The sequence below is a fragment of the Halomonas sp. AOP13-D3-9 genome (genome assembly GCF_052379125.1).
Lineage (GTDB): Bacteria > Pseudomonadota > Gammaproteobacteria > Pseudomonadales > Halomonadaceae > Vreelandella.
Window position 1 is genome coordinate 130347 of the sequence record NZ_JBQSYH010000010.1, and the last position, 23859, is coordinate 154205.

Genomic DNA, 23859 nt, shown 5'->3' on the forward strand with positions numbered 1-23859 from the left:
CTTATTAGATAAACAATGAAAATCTAATGAATGATGCTGCGCATCTGTTATAGCTGACATATCAGCCTACCTTAATAACGGTACTTCTCACATTGGTGTAACAACCGAAGGGTGCTCGTGATTAGGCGCACTGGCAGGGCAGCCGCTAATCCTGTCATATTGTACAAATCTGTTACCCTATATTCAGTTGTTATTCTGTTAAGCGTTGCCCAGATAAGCGAGGTTCCATGAACGACGTTATTAAGTTATTGAAATCCCACCGTTCTATCCGTAAGTTTAGCGACCAGCCGATTCCAAAGGCGTTGCTGCTGGAGCTGATCCAAGCCGGGCAGGGAGCGGCAACGTCTAGCCATGTTCAGGCATATACCGTTATCCATGTGAAAAATCAGGCGAACCGCGAGCAGATAGCCGAGCTGGCCGGTGGCCAGGGTTACATTGCTACCTGTGCCGATTTTCTGGTTTTCTGTGCTGATATGAAGCGGCCAACGGAGGCCTCTGAGCGCACCGGCGCGAACGTCGTGCGGGGAATGACCGAGCAGCTTTTGGTAGCGACCGTAGATACCGCGCTAATGGCGCAAAACGTGGCGGTGGCAGCTGAATCCGAAGGGTTGGGGATCTGCTATATCGGTGGTATCCGCAATAATCCCCAAGAGGTTAGCGACCTGTTGCGCCTCCCCAAGCACGTGTACCCGGTGTTTGGTATGTGCCTTGGCTATCCGGATCAAGAACCTGAAGTGAAGCCGCGCTTACCCGTGGAGGCGGTGCTTAAAGAAGACTACTACACTGAAGACGGTGAGCTGGTTGAGGCCTTCGACACTACCATGCAGGCTTACTATCAGGCGCGCAGTAGCGCTAATAAAGACACCGACTGGTCTCACAATCTTAAGCCGTTGTTCGACAACAAGCTGCGTCCTCATATGCGTGATTTTTTAATCAAGCGCGGCTTTGAAATGAGCTAGTTGTGAGATGAGATGATCTAGAATTGAGAAAGGGTGCGTTGCACACTTTTTAATAGGATTTTTGGAAAAGAGAACGCTCAATCGGTTAATAGAGGTTCTCTTTTCCGCTTTCAGGAGCTTTACCGTATGCGCGTATTTTCAAATCCCGTCGGTTCCGGCTCTCTATGGTTCGACAATCTCGCCACCGCCGACGGTACTCCCGTCGCTTATGACCCCCAGGCCCGGGCTTTTGTGCCGATGCCGCCTTTCTGTATTAATCGCGATGTTATCGGCTGCAACTGGATTGCCCCCAAAGAGGGGGCTTTCTGTCGTGCTTGCGCTATGACAGCGCTGGCGCCCGATCCAAGCCTTCCCAATGCAATTCCCAACTGGGCACAAACGGAAGCGGCTAAACGCTGGGTGTTGGATAATCTAGGCCGTTGGCACTGGTTTCGCCCCGAGGACCCAGGTGCGCCGCCGGTTTTTCATCTACTCGCCGAAGGCCCCACGCCTGTGCCCATGGGGCATATTGAGGGTGTGGTGACCATCAGCGTGGCCGAGGTAGACCCCGTACTCGTCACCACTCGCCGAGAAGCGTTAGAGGAGCCTTATCGCACGATGATTGGCCATATGCGCCACGAAATATCGCATATGCTCTGGTGGCGGCTTAGCCTGCGCGAGGATTTTCTTGATGCTTTTCGCGAGATGTTCGGCGACGAGCGCCAGGATTATCAGGCCGCACTGCAGCGTCACTATATCAATGGACCACCGCCCGATTGGAAAGATCGCTATTTAACCACCTACGCCTCTGCGCATCCCCACGAAGATTGGGCCGAAACTGCCGCCCATCTGCTGCATTTAACCGATATTGCCGATAGCTTTGCAGCATCAGACCTCTCTTCGCCGGAGCTACCTAGCCCGCAGTGGGATCCTTATGCGGAGCCCGATGCAGAGCGTTTGATCTACGTGGCTGCAGCGCTTACCGTCGGTGTTAACCATGTCAATCGTTCAATGGGCTTGCCGGATCTTTACCCTTTTGTACTTTCAGAGACGGCCCGCCGTAAACTTGCCTTTGTTCACGACTGGCTGCGCCGGGGCGCGCAGGGGCTTTAACCTGCAACACCGATTGCCACGGCAATAGTGAAGAATTGCCGTGATCATCTATACTGCAGTTCAAGGCTTTATTCGCAAATCAATAACAATAAAAACCGATGGCGCCGCAAGCCATCGGTTACCCTGCACGGAGACTGCATATGACCCTTAACCGCGCTTACTACCTGTTAGCTGCTTTCTACAGTTTAATAGTAATTATAGGGGTAATTGCCATATTGGCTGGAGGAGGGACACTCCTCGCACCCATTTACTTGCTGCTAGGAGCCTTAGCAGTGGCTGGGCTTTGGGGCTATATACTTAAGCGCAGGTTTATGAATCCACGCATGTGGCGGCCGTTGGCCTATGTGCTGGCAGTGGGCATTGTGGTTCAGCTATTTATTATGCTCACAACATCCCTGTCGAGCGTTTTATTAACCTGGATGCTGACCAGTAGCATATTTTCCGTCTTGCTGGTAATTATGCTTTACCGTTATGGTGATCGGGATCAGCCTCTCTGGGCATCTGATGAGGAGCGCGCTGCCGCTCGACAGCTAGACGTGTTGCTAAGCGAGCACTCCCCAATCACGGCGATTAAACGTGACGGAACCCGTGAGAATAACGTGAAGGTGTCTAAGTCGAATAAAGGATATAAAGCAAGCGTGACGCGGAGCTCGCAAGAGGGCCAAGAGCGCTTTGAAGAGCGTTTCCAATATCCCGAAACGCTAGTGTTTTTCTTGGAAAAATTCACTAGCGTAACGGTTAATGATTTTAGGCGTTCAACGTCGTTGGATCAACGCGGAGGAGCCACAGTAGAAATGTAAAGACAATGTTCAAGTTATGAGAGAGGTGATAGCTTATTTAGTTGGCACTGCTCTTAATTGGAGAGTTAGTGTTTGTTGTATATGTAGATATAGTGGTAAAAGTGTTTTTTTTAATCCATTTTCTGCTTGTTGCTTATTGATGTAGTAGGCGCTCCTTCGACCATGGAAGTTGATGGTTTCGCCTACCTTGGTGAACTGAAAACCAGTAAAGGCGAGAAGTCTAGGTAAACTAGGTTCCATCATTGCAAAAGCCTGATTTTTCCCTAGTTGTCTGCCTAAAACATAGCCGGTAATAAATAGGCCGGTTGCTAGTAAAGGGAAAAGCTTCCTCTCTTCGGTAGAAAAAGAAGGAGTATTGCGCTTCTCAAGTGAAGCATTAGAAATAATAAGTTCCTTAGTCCTTGTTCTGAAGAGACGGTTTACAGCTAGTCGAGAAATTTCATAGAAGCTGTCTTGATCTAGCCTTTCGGGATGAAGTTCAGCGTGTGTCAGGCTTTGGCGACCATAAGACTGTAAGGGGAGCTGATTAAGTGGATATGGGCTAGAGGGGGTTGGAACAACAACCCGCACACAGCCTGCTACTAACCCGGTTCTGCGATGTTCAATCAAACAGTGGATAGAGTTCTGGTCATAGACGTCAAATTCGAGTTTTTTTATGGGGTCGCTGGCTTTTTCATATTGGAGTTCTTCGCAGTAAACATCATGCCTAAGGCGATAAACCAGTTCTTTCTCATGTTCGGCTATGCAAAGCTTAAATCTGAATTCTTTTATAAATCTTTCAATTAATGTCTCTGGTGTTTCCCTGTTATTCACTTTCTGTGTGAAAGGCTTCATGCTCTATCCCTATTTGAATCCAGAGTGAAATTTAAGACCGATTGCTGATTTTACTAAACGCTGCGGTAAGTTTTATTGGCCTGCCTAGATGAAACCCTTGACCATAAGTTATCCCGTAGGACTTTAGTATTGGCAATAGCGCTTCTTGATCGACGAATTCAGCAATGGTCTGCTTGCCAAAACCTTTAGCGATGTCGGCAATGGCACGAACAATGACTCGGCTGTCTGGGCTAATGAGCAAGCTGCGTATAAAGGAACCATCAATCTTAATATAATCGACGGGCAATTGGCCTAGGTAGTGGAAACTGCTGAAGCCTACCCCAAAATCATCCAGTGCCGTGCGGCAACCCAGGTCGCGTACTGCTTGTAGTACGCCGCGCGCAGTAGAAAAATCAGTAACCGCCGCTGTTTCTGTCACTTCCAATATTAGGTGGTGAGGATCAGCGCCGCTGGCAGTCAGCTCGTCTGCCAAATACTGCTTTAAACCTCCATCGTGAAGGGATTGCCCGGAAAGATTCACTGCTAGGGTGATACCTCGATCCTGTAATTGGCTAAGTGCTTTTAAGCTGTGCCGCAATACCCAGCGGTCTATTAAGATGATTTGTCCGCTCTGTTCAGCAATAGGAATAAAGTGGGCGGGAGAAATGAGGCCACCATCTGCGTCGCGCATCCGCAGCAGCACCTCGTGGTGTTTTACGTCTTGGTCTTCCAGGCGCATGATGGGCTGCACCATTAGCTCGAAGTTATCCTCTTCAAGCGCATTGCGTATACGGTCAACCCAGTAAACTCGCTCTTGTAGTTCGTCTTTGGCATTCTCTGACTTGGAAAGTAGATGCCAGTGATGAAGACCGCTCTCCTTAGCTTTATACATAGCCACATCAGCACTAGCCATAAGATCCGCAGGTGTATTGCCATGGGTTGGAAACAGCGCAATGCCAATACTAGCCGTTACACGATGTCGCCGATCACCGACAACGAAGCCGATACCATCTAGCAACTGGACGATATATTGAGCAACACTGACTGCTTGATCGGCGTTGGTATCTTCTAATAGCAGGGAAAACTCGTCGCCACCAAGGCGGGCAATAACGCCACGGCGGCCAAGATTATGGAGGAGTGTGTCGGCCACTTCGCTTAATAATTTGTCGCCCACATGGTGACCACTCAGCTCGTTAACCTCTTTGAATTGGTCTAAATCCAGTAGCAGTACCGCTCCATTTCTTTTCGAAAGGTGGTCAAGGGCTATTTGCAGCGCATGCTGGAAATAGCGCCGATTGTAAAGCTCCGTCAGTGGGTCACGTTCGGCCAACCAAGTTAACCGTGCTTCTGCAGCCTTGCGCTCGGTAATATCGAGCCCTACTGATATGCGTGATACCTTCCCCTCACTACCTGTTTGTAACGGTGCATGGTACCAAGCAATAGTATGGAGTCGATGATCGGGCGTACGAAGCGTTTTTTCCTCTTGCTGGGGATGGGAAAACGTATGCACAGTGGTAGGGACACCCGCCTCGAAGACATCAACAAAATGCCTTCCAAGTAACGAGGCTTCACTTAGTCCCAACATCAACTGCGCATACTCATTGGCTAGGCTGATCCGTCCAGTGCAGTCTTGGGCAATGATAAACACCTGGGCTGTGTCCAGCAGACCACTGATGAAATCACGCTCTTCAGCTAACTCTTCAATACGCTCGGCTAGTTGATGGCCGCGTTCCTGAACCTCTCCTTCTAACAATTCAAGTTGGCGCGCTAGTTCAAGCGTGCTGCTCTCAAGCACATCTATTTCATCGGGAATGCGATGGTGGTGGCTGGGTATGGCGGAGTGTATGTCGCTAAACTTCCCATCGGCCAGGGCAGGAAGCAATCCGGCGACTCTTCGTAGCCTGGCCATCGGGCCTAGCAATATGACTAATAGCAGTAGCTCGGCGGCAATCCAGCCGAGCACACCAACGAACAGTAGCGTGCGGGTATCCTGATTAATAGCCTTAATTTGCTCGGTAATGTCGGATATCAACAGGAAGTACCCGATATTGCTATGTTCGTTATCCTCTTCCATGCGCACTGCGCTGAGTTCTAAATGCCTGTCTCCGTACTCAAGACTGAGAGGGGCTTCCATCAAGCGGCGCACAGGGGCAGTGTCTGCCGCTCTTTGTAAAGGTATTAAGCTCTGTTCTTCGCTGGTGAGTGCCAGTAATTGGCCATTCCACGCTTTCAGCTGTCGTGTTGCTGTTACCTGGTTTTCTTTAGCGGGTCCGGTGACGAGTAGCGCGACTTCACTGCCAGACACCTCCTTGGCTTGCCGTGTGACATCGGCTAGCGAGCGGGATAGTACAACCATACCGACACTTTCTCCCGCCACCAACACCGGCACGGCAGCGAACTGCTGGCAACTGGCAGAGCAGCGGAGCGCTGCAAGGGGTTGTTCAGTGTTCATAACACGCCTTACCCAGCTCAGTATGGGAAGCTGTGCTTGCGAATTGCCGGTTCCCCAACTGCCCAAGACTTGTCCACGGGTGTTAATGATTAGAATCTCATCAATCCCCGCCTCGAGCTGCAGCGCGGGCCACTGGGAGTCCAGCGCTTGCTCCACATCGGCTGTATTACCCGCTTGTAAGGGCAGTCCTAAGCTCGCAGAGGCGGCAGTTAAGCCGGCTAACTGGCGTAAATTCTCCGATGAGCGAAGTAGCGCTAAGCGGATTTCTCGCTGCTGGCGTTCGTGGTGCTGAGTTCGACTTTCTTGAAACTGACGCGTTAAGTTATCGTGGCCTAGCCAGGTAAAAAGCGATACCAGTGCTAAAAGCAGCAGGCTGCTTAATGCGATGACCCGCCAGGTTAGGCTAAGTCGCTGAGGCGCTCGCAAAAGGGTAGGTGTTTTCATTGCGGTAACGTCCTATCCAGGATTGAGGGGAGCCTTAAAAGCGCAACGATAGCTGGAATAACCACATATTCCATCTTCGGCTGGTCGCTGATGAATCTGGATTATCCTGTATGGGCAGCCAGCCAGTGCCGTCAACATGGTGATATTCACCTGCCAGCATTATTTGGGGGTGCGGTGTCCACTGCAGGCCAAAGGTTATGTCATCTGCAAATTGGGTATGTGCTGGTCCCTGACCATTAGCCTCAAACGCTTTCCCTGAGGCATCATTACGATTACTGATTAAACTGTCATATCGTATTAGCCACTGCCAATCGTCATAAAAGCGTCTTGTATATTGTAAATACCAGCTTTCACCTGTCGTATCAAAATTTAAAGAGGGCTGATTGAAGTTTTTCAAACCTGAGCGCCGTAGCGCGTATTCAGCCGTTAAACTCCAAAGCTCTTGATTGTATTGGAGTGAAAATATCCAAGGTGTAAAGTAAAAATCTCCGTCGCTTACTCCCGGGTGATGCGACTCTATTCGGGATTTCACTTTGGCATTGCTCACTGCTGCAACAACGCGTCCCCCGTTATGCTCATAGCGAACCTGCGCAATGGCGGATTGCTGAGGATCGAAAGTGCCCGCAATACGATCCAGCTGAAGTGTTTGGTTTAAGTCATCGCCAGCCTGAGGTTCACCTAAGCCAAGCTGTCCTCGTAGGACTCCGTTGTTCAATCGCTCTTCCAAATAAAATGTTACTCCGTCGCCTGTGAGAGCCATTGAGCGTGTTCGGTCAAAATAGATAGACTGAGGTAGCAAGATGGTGGGACGTGTAAAGGCCACATCACGTGTTTGGTTATAAAACCCAAAAGGATTTTTAATCCGGCCTAGTTGTACACCAAAGTTACGTTGTTGATTAGAAATCATTTGGTAATCAATCAGTCCGTAATCCAATTTCGGTTCTAATTCACTGCTTTCTCCTCCTGCCCGACGGCTTAACATCTGAGCCGCAATAAGAACATCCTGATGAGGTCTTAAGGATACGTTGAGGCCGACTTCGGTGAATTCGAAGCTGCCTTCATCTTGGCTGCTCTGACCAAAGAAATTGTTATCGTCAGTCACCACCAGCGCCTGACTAAGAAAGCCGTGCACCTGCAGAGTGTCCAGAACGTTTTCATCGCTTTGGGCATAAGCAGATAAACTCATTACAGCGCTGCTGACCAAAGCGGCAATGGCTCGACATTCATTCCATCGAAATGACTTGGACACTATCATCCAGATACTCCCTTTCAAGATACCCAATAGCACCCGGCGTCGAGGCAACGCGCTCACGCATCTCTTCCTGATCGTTTACTCGGTCAGGGGCTTGCCCAGTTCCTGAAAAGACCATGCGATCCCAGGCTAATTGAAGTTGGTGCGGGTAAACAGCCAACTGCTCTTTGGTAAAGCGAGCATGCACGGGGTTGTTGTTGCTTAAAACGAATACCCTAACCGCTTGGCCATCCGGCCATGTGCGTTGGCGCATGGCGAAAATTGCGCGGGTGGTATCCCGATTGAGCCAGCGGGTGGCGACATCAGGATGAGCCACTAAATAAAGTGGTGCCTCCCGAGCGATGGCATTCGTTGCTGCGAAAGTGAGTCCCACCAGCAAAATAAGGGTGGTCGCTGCCAGTAAGGCCAGTCGCAATGGAGAGCCGCTTATAACGGGTGATGGCATTGATGGTGGCTTACTGGTTGATTGATGAACGCCAGTTTCACGCACGATGCAGTTCTGCTCTGCACATTAACGGTGTATGAATTGATGACGTGTTCTCCCTCGCAGCAATAACGGGACTGTTTTTATATTCAGCTCTAATGGTATGACTGAAAGATACGCATCCAAAAACAACTGTGCCGTATCGATACGGCGTATACGCAAACACTACATCAATTCAAGAAAAATAACAGGAAGTTATGTCAACGAACAGCGAGGATAAGTTGTGGCTATTCCATTCCTGTCCATTTGTACATAATAGCTAATCGTCTATGCGGCATTGCGACTGCCACTCATCTTAAAAAGGATCATCCACCATGTTCACCGGCCTCAGCGCTTTTCCGCTAACCCCCATGAACGAGCAGAGCATTAATGAGCGTGAGTTTACCCGCTTAGTTAAGCATTTAGCTGTGGCTGAGGTGGACTCCATCGGCGTGCTGGGCTCAACGGGTAACTACGCCTATTTAAGCCACGCTGAGCGTGCCCGCGTTGTGAAGCTTAGCGTTGAAAATGCAGCTGGCTTACCTGTTGTCGCGGGCATTGGCGCATTACGTACCCGTGATGTGCTGGCCAATGCAGAAAACGCCCAGCAAGCGGGCGCCAGCGGGGTGTTGCTAGCGCCGGTGTCCTACCAAAAACTCACTGATGACGAAGTTTTCGATCTATACGCTACGGTCTGCCAATCGCTGAGTGTGCCGCTATGTGTTTACGACAACCCCGGCACTACCCATTTTGAATTCAGCGATGCGTTGCATGGTCGAATCGCCCAGCTGCCCCAGGTTCGCTCTATCAAGATTCCGCCGGTGAAGGACGATATTGCGTGCGCAATTGAGCGGGTTGCACGGCTGCGTAAGTTAATTCCCGGTGATGTCACCATCGGCATCAGCGGCGACTCAGCAGCAGCCACCGGTCTAAACGCAGGTTGCGATGCCTGGTACTCGGTTATCGGCGGGCTATACCCGAAAGCAGCGCTGGCGTTAACCCGGGCTGCTCAAGCGGGGGATGCTCAAACGGCTCAGCAGCTTTCCGAGCAGCTTGAACCGCTGTGGTCGCTATACCGTGAATACGGGGGTAGCTTGCGAGTGGCGGCTACTATTGCAGAGGTCACCGGTAGAGTGAGTCAGCCCTGCTTGCCTCAGCCGCTGCAAACGCTGCAAGGGGATGGTCGGAAAAGAGTGGAGCAGGCACTGGAACAGCTTGGGCTCGATTAACGCTTTGCAATAAAAACGCCCAGCCAAGGCCGGGCGTTTTTATTGCTTATTAAAGGTGCTTACTCAACGAGCTTAAGCAAACGATCAGGGTAATTGGTGAACAGGCCGTTGGCGCCCATTTCTATCAAACGCTCCATCTCATCGGTCTCATTAATGGTATAAACGTGTACTGGCAGGCCGTTTTCATTCGCTTGGCGGATGAAGTCGGCATCAATGACTTCGCGGCCATCGTAGATGAAGTTGGTGCCCATACCGACCGCGTAATCCGATACCGCTTGGAAATCCTCTTCGGTAATTTCTTCTGGCCCTGGGGTTACACCTGTCCACTCCACTAAGCGTGATGCGTCCTCTTCACTGGGGGAGTACCAAACCAGTTGAATCAGCGGAATATCGTCATTGAGTGCCTGCACTTTTAACAGGCTGTCCTGCTCGAAAGACTGCACTAATACGTGGCCATTCTCGACCATCTTGTACTCTTCCAGTTTTTCTACCAGGGCTTCTTCCAAACCTGGGTTTAGCTGTGGTGACTTGGTTTCAATATAGTAGCGGGCATCGTGACCGAAGCGTTCGAATAGCTCATCCAGGGTGAGAATTTTTGCCCCTGCAAAGTCAGCATCTGCTTTATCCGCGTTGGCTTCGTTGAACCAAGTACCGCTGTCCAGTGTTTTGAGCTCTTCCAAGGTGTAGTCATTAATCTTGCCTTCACCGTCGCTTGTGCGCTCAATGGCGTCATCATGAAACACCACCAACTCACCATCAGCGGTGAGTTGGGCGTCCAGCTCTAAGTAATCGACCCCCCACTCGTGGGCCAGTTCATAAGCTGCCATGGTGCTTTCCGGCGCACGACCGCTGGCCCCGCGGTGGGCGATTACTTGAAATGACTCAAGATCTTTTAACTGCTGTTCCAGTGGTGACATATCTGCAAGAGCAGTCGTGGTGGTTGCACCAGCGAAAAGACCCAGTGATAGTGCGGTGAATAATGAATGACGTTGCATGAAAGCACCTTAATTGAATGTTCGTTCAATAAGCGTACATGCCCTGGAGCGTTAAAGCCAAATGGCAGAAACTTTCGTTGAGATTGTCGGAGAGCCAGAGAGCGGAATAGGGCAGCCATTAAGCGAACACATTGATTAAGTTAATACATAGCGCGGCCATCTAGTCCTGCAGAAGTTCAGCGCCGACCTTGAAACTCTCCACCAAAGCTTGGGCTTCTTTTATGGAAGTCAAACGTACAAACTGAATATGCGCATAGCGGGGATTCACCATATCGGCAAAGTAGCGTTTTCGGTTTTGCCACCAGGTGCTTAGTGACCAAAGCAGAACCGAATCACGACTTAAAAAAGTTTTGCGGAAGCTCTCGCGATTATCTGTACCAGGCCAGAGCTCCTCTTGGCTGATAATACGTTTAACAGCACGGGCGAGGGCTTGGCTAAAGACCCGCCAAAAGGGGTAGTCGATCCACACGACCATATCCACTTGGCGCCACTTTATATGCCGAGTACGGTCAAAGTTACCGTCCAACACCCAGCCTTCGGGTGAAGCGGCTAACGCCTCTGCCAGGGCGACAAAAAACTCGTCATCCGGTGTGCCCTGCCAGTTAGCGCGCCAGAATAATTGATCAAGCTGAACGCACGGGGCATTCAAGGCGTCTGCCAGCTGCCTTGCAAGAGTACTCTTGCCACTGCCACTAGTGCCGACCACATTTATTTTCATGGTGGGTCCTCTTTAGATGGCGAAGCATTTTATAAACTGATCAGTCAATGGGCAACTGACTCCCATCATCAATGCCAGAGATCTACTAGGCTTGTAAGGTGCTAAGCGTATTTAAACGTCAATGCTGAGGTGAAACCACCAGGGTAATCAACCTATGATCCACTCAGAGCACCACCGATCTCACCGTAACGGCTGGCTGCGTGCCGCGGTACTGGGTGCCAATGACGGCATTGTGTCTACCAGCAGCCTGATACTGGGCGTTGCGGCAGCGAGTACCACGCAGAGCGATATTATGCTGGCGGGTATTGCGGGCCTGGTAGCCGGTGCGATGTCGATGGCCGCAGGAGAGTACGTTTCGGTAAGCTCGCAAGCCGACACCGAAAACGCCGATCTAGATATCGAACGTAAAGCATTGATGGAACACTACGAACTAGAGCAAGAAGAGCTCGCGGCAATCTATGAAACCCGTGGGGTTGATCCAGAGCTGGCACGCCAAGTCGCGGTGCAACTGATGACCAACGACGCCTTAGGCGCGCATGCGCGAGATGAGATCGGCATCACCGACACTGGCCAAGCGCGTCCGCTCCAGGCGGCACTCTCGTCCGCGGCTACGTTTACCATCGGCGCACTTCTGCCATTACTGATCGCTTGGTGGGCGCCATCTTCACTTCTGACTCCACTGGTAGCGCTTTTCTCACTGCTTTTTTTGGCTTTGTTGGGCGCTACAGCCGCCCGAGTGGGGGGAGCGCCAATGCTAAAAGCTGCGGCAAGAGTGATGTTCTGGGGCGCGCTCGCCATGGTTTTAACATCGGCGATCGGGCACGTATTTGGCGTGATAGCGTAAATGCCAGATAGGTTATAAGGGCAACTTACGACAGGGTTGAATTCCAGCTAAGTGCCTGCATTCATAGAAGGGTAAGCAATTCACAAGGAGGCGTTATGACAACGTTAGTGATTGGCGCAAACGGACAGATTGGCAAGCAGTTTTGTGAACTGGCCCAAAAAGCGGACACTCCCCTCAAGGCGATGATCCGCAGTGAGGAGCAGGCAGCTTGGTTTAGCGAGCGCGGCATAGAGACCGTCATTGCCGATCTCGAAGGCGAATTTGAGCACGCCTTTGAAGGTTGTGATCAAGTGGTCTTTACGGCGGGTTCAGGCCCCCACACCGGGCCGGACAAAACGCTGATGATTGACCTGTTTGGTGCCATTCGGACTGCCGATATCGCCAAGCAGAAAGGCCTATCTCGCTATATTATGATTAGCGCCATGCGGGCAGAGCAACCGCTGGAAGCACCCGAGAAAATGCGCCCCTACATGGCCGCCAAATTCGCCGCCGATGCCCACCTGCGCAGCAGCGGCGTGCCCTATGTCATCCTTAAACCTGGGCGGTTAACCGACGACGCTGCCAGCCAGCAGTTCTCTAGCTCGTTTGAGGAAGCAGGCGATAATCAAATCTCGCGGGCTAATGTTGCCCATGCACTGTTACACGCGGTGCAAAGCCTGAACGTAACTAATCAGGAGTACTTGCTGCTGGATGGCAAGCGCTCGATTGACGAGATTATTCAGTAATACTCCCTCAAAGATAGCCGCGATAATTTATGCATTAACCCCCTTCATGCCTTCCAGCGTATAGCGCTCACCCATAACCGGAAGGCATGCAGTGGCCGCTTCAAGCTGTTGCTGTTCCTCGGTAGTCAGGGGGATGGACGCCGCAGCCGCATTCTCATCAAGGTAGCGCACCCGCTTAGTGCCGGGAATCGGCACAATGTTCTCCCCTTTAGAGAGTAGCCAAGCCAGCGACAGCTGCGCTGGGGTGCAGCCTTTATGAATGGCCATTTCACCAATCACGTCGGCGATTCGGCGGTTGGCATGCATCGCCTGTTCAGAAAAGCGCGGCAGGTTAGGGCGAAAATCACCTTCGCCAAAGTCGGCATTCTCCTGAAGTTTCCCCGTCAAAAAGCCACGGCCCAGCGGCGAATAAGGCACAAAGCCGATGCCGAGTTCCTTGCAGGTGGGCAGCACAGCCTGCTCAACGTCCCGCGTCCAAAGTGAATACTCGGTTTGCACGGCGGTTACCGGGTGCACCGCGTGAGCACGGCGCAGTGTGTCAGCGCTAACCTCGCAGAGGCCAATGTGGGCAATTTTTCCCTCTTTCACCAACTGCGCTAGGCCCATCATCGTCTCCTCAATTGGCGTGTCCGGGTTAACGCGGTGGACGTAGTAGAGATCGATCTGCTCGACATTCAACCGCCGCAGAGATGCCTCGCAGGCTTGTTGGGCATAGTGGGCGCTGCTGTCCAGGCGGCGTTGATATTCTCCAGGGTTGCGCACAATGCCAAACTTGGTGGCGATACGGACCTTCGGCTTGTGACTGGCGAGAAAGCGGCCAATCAACTCTTCGTTATGGTGCGGGCCGTACATATCCGCTGTATCGAAAAAGTCGATGCCCAGTTCCACCGCTCGGGCCAATACCCGCAGCGACTCGCTGTCATCCCGAGGGCCGTAAAACTCGCTCATCCCCATGCAGCCTAAGCCGATAGCGGAAACGGTTAGATCGCTGCCTAGCGTTCGTTTTTGCATGATGTTCCTCCAGAAGTGACTCGTTCTTGAGTGGCGCAGTAACAGCGTGGCACTATCCGATAATGAAAAAAATTAACGAGTTCGGTAATCCGGTTTCCGATTATGAAAAGCAAATGCCGCGTGGGTGGGTATGGGACGACACGCGCACCTTTCTGGCAGTGGCGCGACACGGCACGCTGAGTGGTGCCGCCGCCGAGCTGAACCTGGGCATCGCCACGCTCTCCCGGCGTATCGAACGGCTGGAAAACGCTTTAAAGCTGCCGCTGTTTGTACGCCAGCAATCGGGCTATCAGCTTACCGAGGAGGGGGCGGGGCTCATCGAGAAAGCCGAAGCGTTGGAGGCTGCAGCGGCGGCGTTTACCAGCGGGGTTTCCAATGCTGCGCAACTGAGTGGCAGAGTGCGTTTAGCTACTGCTGAAAACCTGGCCACGGCGCTGATTCTGCCTGCATTACCGCAATTGTATGCGCAGTACCCTGGCATCACGCTTGAGCTGGTGACCGATATCACCACCGTCAACCTGCACCGCCGCGACGCCGATTTAGCCCTTAGAATGGTCAAGCCAGAGCGAGGCAACGTCACCCTTCGACGCTTGGGCACGCTGGGTTTTGGGCTTTACGCGAGCCCCAGCTATGCAGCGCAGCGCAAGGCTCATCATGATGCGGGCGATTACGACACGGATGCCTTTATCACCTGGGGCGACACGCAGGCGCATTTGCCCGCCGCCCAGTGGGTTGAACGGATGCTACGAGGTCGCGAACCGGCGCTGACCACCACATCATTGGCGACCCAGCTAGCGGCGGCCAAAGCGGGGCTGGGGATCGCGGTACTGCCGCACTTTCTGGCGCTGGAGGCGGAGCTCGTCTGCATTGAATCCGACATCGGGGTGGATCAGCCTATCTATCTCGTCATCCAGACGGATCTCACCCAATCAGCCCGTATCCGGGCCGTGGCGGATTTTCTTGCTGAGCTGGTAGCCACTAACTGCGAGCGCTTGAGTGGCCGATAGCCACTAGGGTTTCATGATGCTCTTCATCAAATAAAAAGGATCAGGACTGATCGTAGTGCCCGCCGATGGCAAGAATATAAAAAGCGTGGTCGTCAACCGGTAGATCCGCCTGTCTGGTGGTCAATAAATTGGCAGCCTTAACTCCGGTTGTGCGTATCCAAGGAGACCGCGATTTGTTGCATCAGATCCTGGTTTTGAAGAACTTGTAGCGTATCTTTGTCACTGGCTTTTGCGTTGAGCATCCCCAACTCCCCCTTAAGCCATTCCGCCAGGGGCTCGCTTCGGCGAGAGTGGGTGAGTGAGTCGGTTTGGCTGGGCAGCCACAGGCAGAGCCGGGCGGATGTTTCGATGCTGCCCCAAGGCGCCACCAGCCGCCCGCTCTTCAGGTCGTCTTCCACCAATAGCTTGGGTGCAATCGCTACGCCCAACCCCGCCACGGCCGCCTCCATCAAGTAGTAAAGGTGTTCAAACCCCTGGCCTTCGCTGAGCGCCGCTTCAAGCTGAGCCAGTTCAAGCCCTTGGGCGTTGGCCCAATGCGGCCATGCCTGAGGGCGCGAGGCGGTGTATAGCAGCGTGTTGTCGAATAGTGTTGCCGGGTTGGCCGGGTCGCACTGCGCAGCCAGTTGAGGGCTAACCACTGCGCAGATCTGCTCCGGTATAAGCTCGACGACTTCCCCATCCGCGGGCCAGGGCGGCTCGGAAAACGCCAGGGTGGCGCTGGCGTCCGTTTGCTTGCCGGGCTGTTCGGTTTCACTCACCACCACTTTCAGCCTTAATTCAGGCAGATCACGGTGAAGGCGGTCCAGCCTGGGAATCAACCAGCGGGCCAACAGGCTGCCAGGGCAGGCAAGGGTGAAGGGCGCTTCCTCCACATCACGCTTGAGCGCGGCGCAACTATCGCGAAGTTGGGAAAATGCCTCGCTTAGGCCGCTTTGCAGCCGCTCACCGTGCGGTGTCAGCACAATGCCACGGCCCGCTTTGGTAAACAGCGCCACGCCAAAATGCTCATCTAAGCTCTTTAGCTGGCGGCTAACAGCGCCGTGGGTAACGCTTAGCTCCTCGGAAGCCGCGGTCACGCTGCCCAGCCGGGCAGTGGCTTCAAAGGCGCGCAAGGCGCTAAGCGGTGGCATGCTGTTTTGCATTAATACGTGACTCCAGCTCACATGTTGATGACATCTTATCGATTTTTATCCCGGCCTGCTTGCGCTACTTTCATTGCATTGTTTGATAACGCATTCAGAGGTCGTGATGAATCAACCTGTAGACGTATCCCAAAGCCTGCCCGATGACAACGGTTTGTTTGGCAACTTTGGCGGCCGCTTTGTCGCCGAAACCCTGATGCCGCTGATTCTGGAGCTGCAAGACGAATACACCACCGCCAAGAACGATCCGGAATTTCAGCGTCAGTTAGCCTACTTTCAGGGCGATTACGTGGGTCGGCCAAGCCCGCTCTACTTCGCCGAACGGCTGACCGAACACTTTGGTGGGGCGAGCATTTATCTCAAACGCGAAGAGCTCAACCACACCGGCGCGCACAAGATCAATAACTGCATCGGCCAAGTGCTGCTAGCCAAGCAGATGGGCAAGAAGCGCATTATCGCCGAAACGGGAGCCGGGATGCACGGCGTCGCCACCGCTACGGTGGCGGCGCGCTTTGGTCTGCCGTGTGTGATCTATATGGGCACAACGGACATCGAACGCCAGCAGACCAACGTGTTTCGCATGAAGCTGCTGGGCGCGGAGATCATCCCCGTCACCTCTGGTACCGGCACGCTCAAGGACGCCATGAACGAGGCGCTGCGCGACTGGGTCACCAACGTCGACGACACCTTCTACATCATTGGCACCGTGGCTGGGCCGCATCCGTACCCCGCTATGGTGCGAGACTTCCAGGCCGTCATCGGCCACGAAACCCGTGCGCAGATGCTGGAAAAGAAAGGCCGCCTGCCGGACTCGCTGGTGGCCTGTGTGGGCGGCGGCTCCAATGCCATTGGGCTGTTCTACCCGTTCCTGGATGACCCGGACGTTCACATGATCGGTGTGGAAGCAGGCGGCAAGGGCGTCAAAAGCGGCCTGCACGCCGCCAGCCTGAACGGCGGTACTCCTGGGGTACTGCACGGCAACCGCACCTACCTGCTGCAAGACGAAGACGGCCAGATTACCGACGCCCACTCGATTTCCGCCGGGCTGGATTACCCTGGTATCGGGCCAGAGCACGCATGGTTGCACGAGCAGGGGCGGGTCGAGTACGTCTCTGCCACCGACGACGAAGCGCTGGAAGCCTTCCAGGTCTGCTGCCGTCAGGAGGGCATTATTCCTGCCTTGGAGACCGCCCATGCCCTGGCCGAAGTGGGCAAGCGTGCCCCCAGCCTGCCCCGCGAGCACTTAATGGTGGTGAACCTCAGCGGCCGGGGTGACAAGGACATGATGAGCGTAGCCCATCACCTTGGTGAAAAATTCGGGGTTAAACAGCTATGAGCGCGACACAGGAGAACGTCATGACCCATACCTCTCGTCTTGAACACTGCTTTGCTTCCCTCAAGCAGCAAAACCGCCCGGCGCTGGTCAGCTACCTTACCGCTGGCGACCCGGACGCCGAGACCTCCCGACGACTACTGCACGGGCTACCCGCGGCTGGGGTAGATATTATTGAACTTGGCATGCCGTTTAGCGACCCCATGGCCGATGGTCCCGCTATTCAAAAAGCCGCGTTGCGAGCCCTGCACAGCGGCCAAACCCAGGCCAAAACATTAGAGATGGTGCGCCGCTTTCGCGAACAGAACAGCACCACACCGATTGTGCTGATGGGCTACTACAATCCCATTTTCTGCTACGGCGTCGAGCGCTTCTTGTCTGATGCCGCCAGCGCTGGAGTCGATGGTCTGATCGTAGTGGATCTCCCACCCGAACATGACGAAGAGCTCTGCCAACCAGCAGCCCAGCACGGCATTGATTTTATCCGCCTAGCGACACCGACCACCGATGCCAAACGCCTGCCGAAAGTGCTGGCTAATACCTCTGGATTTATTTACTACGTTTCAGTAGCTGGGGTCACCGGCGGTAACGCCCCTACACCGGAACGACTGGAAAGCGCCGTTAACCAGCTGCGCGAACATACTGAGCTGCCTATTGCGGTGGGCTTCGGTATTCGCACCGCCGAGCAAGCGGCCACCATCGGCCGGTATAGCGATGCCGTCGTCGTTGGCTCCGCGTTAGTCGACTGTATCGAACATGCCAATACGCCTGATGAAGCCGTTGAACAGGTACATAGCCTGGTCAGCGAACTGGCAGAAAGTATCAGGGCGTGTCGCACCGCAAGCGAGCCACAAGCCTGTTAAGAAAAGCGCAGCAAAAAGAAAGATACGCTAAGAGAGCAGGCCAACAGCGCCTGCTCTTTTTTTAAGGTTGAGCAGAATCTTAATTAAAGGCTAATCTTAGTAGATTGGTAGTGAAATAACTGTGAATACTCATGCGAGCAGATAGGAACTGGCTTTTATGAACCTAACTACGTTACTGATATTTATCCCTGCCTGCTTCGCCCTCAATATGGCGCCGGGCCCTAACAACCTGCTTTCATTAACCAATGCGAAACGCTATGGCATTCGGATAGCTTGTTTAGCGGGTATTGGGCGGCTGGTCGCCTTCGTAGGCATGATTACTCTGGCTGCAACCGGTTTGGCAACGCTTCTTTACACCTCTGAAAAGATCTTCCTGGTCATTAAGGTCGTTGGCGGCCTTTATCTACTATGGTTGGCGTATCAACTCTGGGGTGCCGATACCGCTGAACATGATGATGCTGACGCTAAGCCCCGAAACCTTCTTGAGCTGGCGCGACAGGAGTTTCTGCTTGCCGCAGGTAATCCCAAAGCCATCCTGATTTTCACCGCCTTCTTACCCCAGTTTGTGGAACCAAGTGGCAACGTAGGGCGGCAATTTTTAGTGTTAGGCGCGCTGTTTCTGCTGCTGGAGTGGGTCGCGATTGGCGGTTACGCCTACGCAGGCAGTTTTTTAAACCAGTGGTTTTCGCGCCCCGCTATGCGGCGCTTATTCAACCGCGGCTGCGCAAGCCTGTTAGCCAGTGCAGGGGTGGGGCTATTGCTGGCAAAAAAAGAGTGATCAAACTTTAGCGTGGGAGGCAGTTAGCTCGCGACCTTTTCAGGCTGTCTATAGACGTTGGGATAGCGAAAAGATAATAGGTGATATACCTTCAATCTGATGCATTAATAAGGTAACGCTATGAACATCCAAGAGCTTGTTAGTGAAGCAGAGTCATTACCCGTTGAAGAGCGCGCGAGAGTAGTCGATGCGCTGTTGCGTAGCCTCAATTCTCCAGAATCAACTATCGACAAGCAATGGGTCGATGCTGCCCAAAGTCGTTTAGGCGATATCCGGGCGGGTAGAGTGGCTACAGTTTCAAGTGAGCAAGTGTTCGCTAATCTGCGCGCAAGGCTTGAAAGATGAGTGTTCGCTTTCACCCAGAGGCGGAAGCAGAACTAGCAGAAAGCACAGAATACTATGAAACCATTGAACCTGGCCTGGGGTGGGACTTTGCACTTGAGGTGCACTCAGCCATCGAACGTGCAAACAGTCACCCAGAAGCATGGACAGTATTAGAGGGGGATATACGCCGTTCGTTGGTACGCCGCTTTCCTTTCGGTGTTCTTTATGCTTTTGAGAATGAAGATATTTTTGTTCTCGCTGTCATGCATTTACATCGTGAGCCAAATTACTGGAAAAATCGACTATAAGCTAGGTTACTAATTTCTCAACTTCAGATTTAAAAAAACACCTTTTGCCGCTAACTGAATATTTTGTGGCTGAAGTGAACAAAATATTTAAAGGCGAGGCGTGTTGAAATGAAACCCAGAGGCACACGCGGCACCACTATCGCACTCGCTCAACTACCCGTAGTAAAAGGTGCAGTGGCCGAAAATCTTGAAACGCACCTTACCTATATTCAGCAAGCTGCCGTGCGAGGGGCTGATCTAGTGGTGTTCCCTGAGCTTTCGCTGACTGGCTATGAGCTTGAGCTACTAGAACAGCTAGCGTTGCCGAAAGATTCAGCGGTGTTCGACACACTTTCCACAGCCGCCGTTGCCCATAATATCGTCGTGATAGCAGGCTGTCCGCTCGTTAGTGAAGGCAAAAAACCGCAGATAGGGGCGGTTATCTGCTTCCCCAACTGCGAGCGAGCATTCTACGCAAAGCAGTACCTGCACGAAGGGGAAGCGGTTTACTGTTCGACTGGCAACGAAAGTTATCTATGTACGGTTAACTGTACTCGAATAGCCTTGGCCATTTGTGCAGACTTCGCCAATCCCTCCCATGCAGAAGCAGCCGTCGCCCAGCAAGCGGATGTGTATATCGCCAGCGCGCTGATATCTGAAGCAGGGTACGAGGTCGATGCGCAGCTACTTGCCTCTATGGCGAAACGCCACCAGATCCCGGTGCTACTTGCTAACCACATTTCCAACACAGGTGGCTGGCAAACCTGCGGTAAAAGCGGCGGCTGGAATGCGGATGGTGAACTCGCGATCACGGCTGATGGCACTGAAGCCTGCATTGTGATTTGCGCTATAAACGGAGGCGCACTCGACGCCTCGCTAGTGACCAATTTACCTATCAAGGACAGCTGTTCAGTGGGCTAGCCCGCCCGCTCTATGATGGGTGCGCGTCAAGCGAATCCTTCGGTGCCTCGCGGCGGTCGTTCATTCCGTAGTCCCGGATGACGGAAGCGACGCGGAGTCGGTAGTCGGCAAAGATATCCTGCCGGCCTGCTTTCTGGACGGAGCGGTGAGGTCCGAACGTTCGCCACTGCTTCACGGCTTCTTCGTCCCGCCAGAAGGAGAGCGACAGGATCTTTCCAGGATGCGTGAGGCTTTCGAACCGCTCTATCGATATAAAACCGTCGATATCTTCTAAATGTTGACGCAGTGCGCTGGCAGCGTCCAGGTAGTCTTGTTTCCGATCCGAATGCGGTAGCACTTCAAATATCACGGCGATCATAAAACACTCCAAGGATAGATAGATTCAACGCCCAGTGTGCCGTCCACCACCTCAACGAAGCTACGCTCCTCCTTGAGAATAAACTTCTTCTCTTGAGCCATGGTAAAGTTCGCGTGCCCGCCTTCGTCAGACTTTAGCCGGGCGCGGTAGGCCTCATAGGTAGCCAGGCTATCGAATGCGATTAGCCCCCAGGCAACATTGTTAGTGCCCTCGTGGGGAAGAAAATAACCGATAAGGTGGCCACCGCACCGCGGGATGATTTGCCCCCAGTTCTCGGGTACGCCTTGAAGGTGTCGCGTTGGAAGGGATCAATCTCGTAGCGGATAAAGCAGGTAATGCTCATGGGGGCTCTCCTTTGAACGGTAGCTAGGACGATACCGCGTTGTCGGCCCCAGGTGGTTCGACTAGAATCGAACCATGAGTGAAGGCCCTAACATTGTGCGCGTTGCAGCGCTTATCGGCGATAACGCTCGGGCGGAGGTCCTCTCCGCCCTGATGTCTGGTCGTGCGCTGACGGCGACCGAACTGGCGGACACGGCCGGTGTTACCAAGCAGACCATCAGTTTTCATCTTGGCAAGCTGCTAGACGCAGGGCTGATCACGGTGGAGCAGCAGGGCCGACACCGCTACTTCAGGCTTGCGGGGCCGGATATTGCTCACCTCCTGGAGTCGCTGATGGGCCTCGCTTGCCGCAGAGAGGGGAACCGCCTGGTTACCGGGCCACGCGATCCCGCCCTGCGCAAGGCCCGTATCTGTTATGACCATCTTGCCGGGGAGTTGGGTGTTTCAGTGTATGAACATATGCTGCGGACGAACATCCTTCATCAACACCCGGGAGGGCTAGAGCTCACTGAGCAGGGAAGGGTGTGGTTTAATCAATTTGGCATCGATACAGACGCGCTTGCTTCTTCAAAACGCTCATTTTGTAGGGAGTGTCTCGACTGGAGCGAGCGCAGGCATCATCTAGCGGGCGCGCTTGGCAGTGCGCTGCTTACCCGAATTCAGGAGCTTGGCTGGGCGAAGCGAGAGGAGAATTCTCGCGTTATCGCATTCAGCACCCAAGGGGAAAAGTTGCTGTGGGCAATGCTCGCACCGCAGAGCGCGCCAACGGTTTCAGCCCAACAAGCCGCTGTCACCTTTTAAGATTCTATAAAACTGAGAGAAATAATGGGAAAGCTCTTTTCACTGGTGGTATTGGTAGCGCTTGGCTATGCAGGTATCTACTTCTATTATGGCGTTGTCGTTGAACGGGAAGTTCAGCAGCAGTTGGATGACCGCGGCCTCACCGCAGTTAGCGTGGATAACATTGAGTATGGTGTGCTGGCGCCCATTAACACGGCTGCGAATATTGAAGTAATCGTCACCTATCGCGGCTCTCAGGCAACGCTAGATTTGATAGTGCAGGGCCATCCCTTATTCTCTGATGAAGTAAGTGTCGAATTCGACGGCTTACAAGCCCTGCGACTGGGGATCAATTTCGGGCAGTAAGTGGTACCCACACATGCTCAACACCAATCGAAAGCGCCACGGCCACCAGCAAAGTTGCCATCAGCCAATTAAAGCCCTTAACGATAGCAGGGCTTTTAATACGGCTGCCTACGGCGCTGCCGATCACGATATAACTGCCAGGCGCGCCAGCGGCCAACATCGACAGCCCTAACGCCCAAACCACTAAGCTAGCCCCCTCAATACCCGCCGCAGGAAATTGCAGTGTGGTAATGGGCAAAGTGGCCACAATGGCCTTGGGGTTAAGCAACTGCATCACCAGCCCATCTCGAAAGCTTACTAGCCGAGGGGCATGATTGGGCCTGTATACATCGGTGTTTGAATGGGGGCTTAAATCAACGCTAGAGCGGGCAATTTTCGTCGCTAGATAAATAATATAGCCACAGCCCAATGCGCTCACGACGATCAGTGCTTCATCATCGATCCATGCAGCACCCGCCCAACCCAATACGACTAAGTACGCCAACATCGAGGTACCTACGCCAAGGCAAAACCCAACCGACTGCCTAGCTTGCCCATTGATGCCAATATTCAAACCAAGCAGATTCACAGGCCCAGGCGAATACATAGCGCCTAGGGCATAGGCGACAATTCCTAACATGATTAAACCTCTATTTAGGTTTTTAGGTGTTAGCGCGCAATATCACGCTGGTACTGGTGGGGCGTCATGCCATAAATGCGCTTAAAGCGGCGATTGAAATGGCTGAGATCGGCAAACCCATAGCGCAAAGCGACCTCCGTTAGAGAAGCGCCTAGGTCTAGCGCCGAACGGGCCGCATTGATTCGGCAATTAATCACATATTGATGCGGCGTGATGCCGTAATGCTGACGAAACAAGCGTAAGAAATGATACTTGGAGATATGCGCCGCTTGGCTGATGTCATCCAGGGAGATATCCGTATCCAAGTGGGCGTGAATATACTCTTTCGCCAAGCCCAGCAGCGCATCGGGGCGGGTGAGCACCTGGTTGGGCTGAGAAATCCCGCCGAGTTGCACGGTTCGCTCGATTACCTGATAAAGCGCATTCTCCTGATCGATACAGCTTCCAGAGTGAGAAGTGACTAAGCGCGCCAGTTCCAAAATGGCATTGCGTAGCTGAACGTCCTGAACAAGGGTGTTATTTGAGCGAAAGTCAGCCGTGTGCTCGTGCCCAAGAGCATCAGCAAACAGGTCATTAACCTGCTCGGGATGCGCATATACCATCAGGTAATCCAGTGAGCGCTCTCCGCCCGGTTGGCCGTCGTGAACTTCTTCTGGGTTGAACAAAATAACGTTGCCCGGTGGGCTACGATGAAACTGCCCGCCGCTGAAGAAATCCTGACGCCCCGCCAGCGTGACGCCGAAGGCATACTCCTCGTGGGCGTGGCGGTCATAGCTGAAATCCTCAATAGCTGCATGAAGCACAGTCAGCGTTGGCACGTGCTGGCTCTTGATGAATTGAAATCGGCTCGCGTTACTCATGCCGCCCCCTCCTGATTAGTCACACTACAAGCTTATGCCAGCACTGCACCCTAATGCTTGTACATAATTGCTAATCAGCAGC

General features: G+C 53.1%; 28 protein-coding genes. 15 read left to right on the top strand and 13 right to left on the bottom strand.

What is annotated here, in order from left to right:
• Positions 1-227 precede the first annotated feature (227 nt).
• The 3 genes from nfsA to ACT3UM_RS12820 all read left to right on the top strand — a co-directional run bounded on the left by nfsA (position 228) and on the right by ACT3UM_RS12820 (position 2851).
• Complete coding sequence (gene nfsA, locus ACT3UM_RS12810; protein WP_498899316.1) at positions 228-959, top strand: oxygen-insensitive NADPH nitroreductase; 732 nt, start codon at positions 228-230, stop codon at positions 957-959.
• Positions 960-1085: 126 nt separating this feature from the next.
• The gene (locus ACT3UM_RS12815; RefSeq protein ID WP_498899318.1) at positions 1086-2051 is read left to right on the top strand and encodes a zinc-binding metallopeptidase family protein; all 966 of its coding nucleotides are present in this window, start codon (positions 1086-1088) and stop codon (positions 2049-2051) included.
• A gap of 311 nt (positions 2052-2362) precedes the next feature.
• On the top strand, positions 2363-2851 hold the full coding sequence (locus ACT3UM_RS12820; protein WP_498899320.1) for a hypothetical protein: 489 nt from the start codon (positions 2363-2365) through the stop codon (positions 2849-2851).
• Positions 2852-2884: 33 nt separating this feature from the next.
• Here the strand turns inward: ACT3UM_RS12820 and ACT3UM_RS12825 are convergent, their stop codons facing one another.
• The 4 genes from ACT3UM_RS12825 to ACT3UM_RS12840 are packed head-to-tail and all read right to left on the bottom strand — an operon-like array spanning position 2885 to position 8257.
• On the bottom strand, positions 2885-3685 hold the full coding sequence (locus ACT3UM_RS12825) for a PEP-CTERM/exosortase system-associated acyltransferase (protein WP_498899322.1): 801 nt from the start codon (positions 3683-3685) through the stop codon (positions 2885-2887).
• Positions 3686-3716: 31 nt separating this feature from the next.
• Complete coding sequence (locus tag ACT3UM_RS12830) at positions 3717-6560, bottom strand: bifunctional diguanylate cyclase/phosphodiesterase (protein WP_498899324.1); 2844 nt, start codon at positions 6558-6560, stop codon at positions 3717-3719.
• Between the two features lie 34 nt (positions 6561-6594).
• Entirely contained in the window at positions 6595-7815 is a 1221-nt protein-coding gene (locus ACT3UM_RS12835; RefSeq protein WP_498899326.1) for a hypothetical protein, read from the bottom strand.
• Positions 7784-8257 (bottom strand): hypothetical protein, encoded by a 474-nt coding sequence (locus ACT3UM_RS12840; protein ID WP_498899328.1) that lies wholly within the window; start codon positions 8255-8257, stop codon positions 7784-7786. Before ACT3UM_RS12840 ends, ACT3UM_RS12835 begins: the two co-directional genes overlap by 32 nt.
• Positions 8258-8610: 353 nt before the next feature.
• Here ACT3UM_RS12840 and ACT3UM_RS12845 point away from each other — a divergent pair, with 353 nt between their 5' ends.
• Positions 8611-9504, top strand: coding sequence for a dihydrodipicolinate synthase family protein (locus tag ACT3UM_RS12845; protein WP_498899330.1), 894 nt, complete (start codon positions 8611-8613; stop codon positions 9502-9504).
• A 59-nt stretch (positions 9505-9563) separates the two neighbouring features.
• Here ACT3UM_RS12845 and ACT3UM_RS12850 read toward each other — a convergent pair whose 3' ends face one another.
• Entirely contained in the window at positions 9564-10499 is a 936-nt protein-coding gene (locus tag ACT3UM_RS12850) for a glycerophosphodiester phosphodiesterase family protein (RefSeq protein ID WP_498899332.1), read from the bottom strand.
• A 160-nt stretch (positions 10500-10659) separates the two neighbouring features.
• Complete coding sequence (locus ACT3UM_RS12855) at positions 10660-11217, bottom strand: P-loop NTPase family protein (RefSeq protein WP_498899334.1); 558 nt, start codon at positions 11215-11217, stop codon at positions 10660-10662.
• Positions 11218-11371: 154 nt separating this feature from the next.
• Between ACT3UM_RS12855 and ACT3UM_RS12860 the strand changes: the two genes are divergently transcribed.
• Complete coding sequence (locus ACT3UM_RS12860; protein ID WP_498899335.1) at positions 11372-12061, top strand: VIT1/CCC1 transporter family protein; 690 nt, start codon at positions 11372-11374, stop codon at positions 12059-12061.
• A gap of 95 nt (positions 12062-12156) precedes the next feature.
• Positions 12157-12786 (top strand): SDR family oxidoreductase, encoded by a 630-nt coding sequence (locus tag ACT3UM_RS12865; RefSeq protein ID WP_498899337.1) that lies wholly within the window; start codon positions 12157-12159, stop codon positions 12784-12786.
• 27 nt (positions 12787-12813) lie between these two features.
• Here ACT3UM_RS12865 and ACT3UM_RS12870 read toward each other — a convergent pair whose 3' ends face one another.
• Positions 12814-13797 carry an aldo/keto reductase gene (locus tag ACT3UM_RS12870; RefSeq protein WP_498899339.1) on the bottom strand — a complete coding sequence of 328 codons (984 nt, stop codon included), beginning with the start codon at positions 13795-13797 and terminating at the stop codon, positions 12814-12816.
• A gap of 62 nt (positions 13798-13859) precedes the next feature.
• On the opposite strand from ACT3UM_RS12870, the gene ACT3UM_RS12875 reads away from it, so the two are divergent.
• Positions 13860-14804 carry a LysR family transcriptional regulator gene (locus tag ACT3UM_RS12875; protein ID WP_498899341.1) on the top strand — a complete coding sequence of 315 codons (945 nt, stop codon included), beginning with the start codon at positions 13860-13862 and terminating at the stop codon, positions 14802-14804.
• A 137-nt stretch (positions 14805-14941) separates the two neighbouring features.
• Here the strand turns inward: ACT3UM_RS12875 and ACT3UM_RS12880 are convergent, their stop codons facing one another.
• Positions 14942-15946, bottom strand: a complete 1005-nt coding sequence (locus ACT3UM_RS12880) for a LysR family transcriptional regulator (protein WP_498899343.1) — start codon at positions 15944-15946, stop codon at positions 14942-14944.
• Positions 15947-16052: 106 nt separating this feature from the next.
• On the opposite strand from ACT3UM_RS12880, the gene trpB reads away from it, so the two are divergent.
• The 6 genes from trpB to ACT3UM_RS12910 all read left to right on the top strand — a co-directional run bounded on the left by trpB (position 16053) and on the right by ACT3UM_RS12910 (position 20452).
• Complete coding sequence (gene trpB, locus ACT3UM_RS12885) at positions 16053-17282, top strand: tryptophan synthase subunit beta (RefSeq protein WP_498899345.1); 1230 nt, start codon at positions 16053-16055, stop codon at positions 17280-17282.
• A gap of 20 nt (positions 17283-17302) precedes the next feature.
• Positions 17303-18142: a tryptophan synthase subunit alpha gene (gene trpA / locus ACT3UM_RS12890; protein ID WP_498899347.1), complete on the top strand. Its 840-nt coding sequence runs from the start codon at positions 17303-17305 to the stop codon at positions 18140-18142.
• Between the two features lie 157 nt (positions 18143-18299).
• Entirely contained in the window at positions 18300-18920 is a 621-nt protein-coding gene (locus ACT3UM_RS12895) for a LysE family translocator (protein ID WP_498899348.1), read from the top strand.
• Between the two features lie 120 nt (positions 18921-19040).
• The gene (locus ACT3UM_RS12900; RefSeq protein WP_498899350.1) at positions 19041-19265 is read left to right on the top strand and encodes an addiction module protein; all 225 of its coding nucleotides are present in this window, start codon (positions 19041-19043) and stop codon (positions 19263-19265) included.
• Entirely contained in the window at positions 19262-19552 is a 291-nt protein-coding gene (locus tag ACT3UM_RS12905) for a type II toxin-antitoxin system RelE/ParE family toxin (protein WP_498899352.1), read from the top strand. Before ACT3UM_RS12900 ends, ACT3UM_RS12905 begins: the two co-directional genes overlap by 4 nt.
• A gap of 108 nt (positions 19553-19660) precedes the next feature.
• A complete protein-coding gene (locus ACT3UM_RS12910; protein ID WP_498899354.1) occupies positions 19661-20452 on the top strand; it encodes a carbon-nitrogen hydrolase family protein in 792 nt (263 codons plus the stop codon).
• A gap of 10 nt (positions 20453-20462) precedes the next feature.
• Here the strand turns inward: ACT3UM_RS12910 and ACT3UM_RS12915 are convergent, their stop codons facing one another.
• From ACT3UM_RS12915 to ACT3UM_RS12925, 3 genes are read right to left on the bottom strand one after another with little or no spacing between them, the layout of a single operon-like run.
• Positions 20463-20810 carry an antibiotic biosynthesis monooxygenase family protein gene (locus ACT3UM_RS12915; protein WP_144810803.1) on the bottom strand — a complete coding sequence of 116 codons (348 nt, stop codon included), beginning with the start codon at positions 20808-20810 and terminating at the stop codon, positions 20463-20465.
• Positions 20807-21067: an NIPSNAP family protein gene (locus ACT3UM_RS12920; RefSeq protein ID WP_498899466.1), complete on the bottom strand. Its 261-nt coding sequence runs from the start codon at positions 21065-21067 to the stop codon at positions 20807-20809. The genes ACT3UM_RS12915 and ACT3UM_RS12920 overlap by 4 nt, the downstream gene beginning before the upstream one ends.
• Positions 20992-21153 (bottom strand): hypothetical protein, encoded by a 162-nt coding sequence (locus tag ACT3UM_RS12925; RefSeq protein WP_498899357.1) that lies wholly within the window; start codon positions 21151-21153, stop codon positions 20992-20994. Before ACT3UM_RS12925 ends, ACT3UM_RS12920 begins: the two co-directional genes overlap by 76 nt.
• A 74-nt stretch (positions 21154-21227) precedes the next feature.
• Here ACT3UM_RS12925 and ACT3UM_RS12930 point away from each other — a divergent pair, with 74 nt between their 5' ends.
• Together ACT3UM_RS12930 and ACT3UM_RS12935 are read left to right on the top strand one after the other, a co-directional pair.
• Positions 21228-21953, top strand: a complete 726-nt coding sequence (locus ACT3UM_RS12930; RefSeq protein ID WP_498899359.1) for an ArsR/SmtB family transcription factor — start codon at positions 21228-21230, stop codon at positions 21951-21953.
• Between the two features lie 24 nt (positions 21954-21977).
• The gene (locus ACT3UM_RS12935; RefSeq protein WP_498899361.1) at positions 21978-22298 is read left to right on the top strand and encodes a hypothetical protein; all 321 of its coding nucleotides are present in this window, start codon (positions 21978-21980) and stop codon (positions 22296-22298) included.
• Here ACT3UM_RS12935 and ACT3UM_RS12940 read toward each other — a convergent pair.
• Both ACT3UM_RS12940 and ACT3UM_RS12945 read right to left on the bottom strand, forming a co-directional pair.
• Complete coding sequence (locus ACT3UM_RS12940) at positions 22282-22917, bottom strand: LysE family translocator (RefSeq protein ID WP_498899363.1); 636 nt, start codon at positions 22915-22917, stop codon at positions 22282-22284. The two genes, ACT3UM_RS12935 and ACT3UM_RS12940, sit on opposite strands and share 17 nt — an antisense overlap.
• A 29-nt stretch (positions 22918-22946) precedes the next feature.
• On the bottom strand, positions 22947-23777 hold the full coding sequence (locus ACT3UM_RS12945; protein WP_498899365.1) for a helix-turn-helix transcriptional regulator: 831 nt from the start codon (positions 23775-23777) through the stop codon (positions 22947-22949).
• Between the last annotated feature and the right edge of the window lie 82 nt (positions 23778-23859).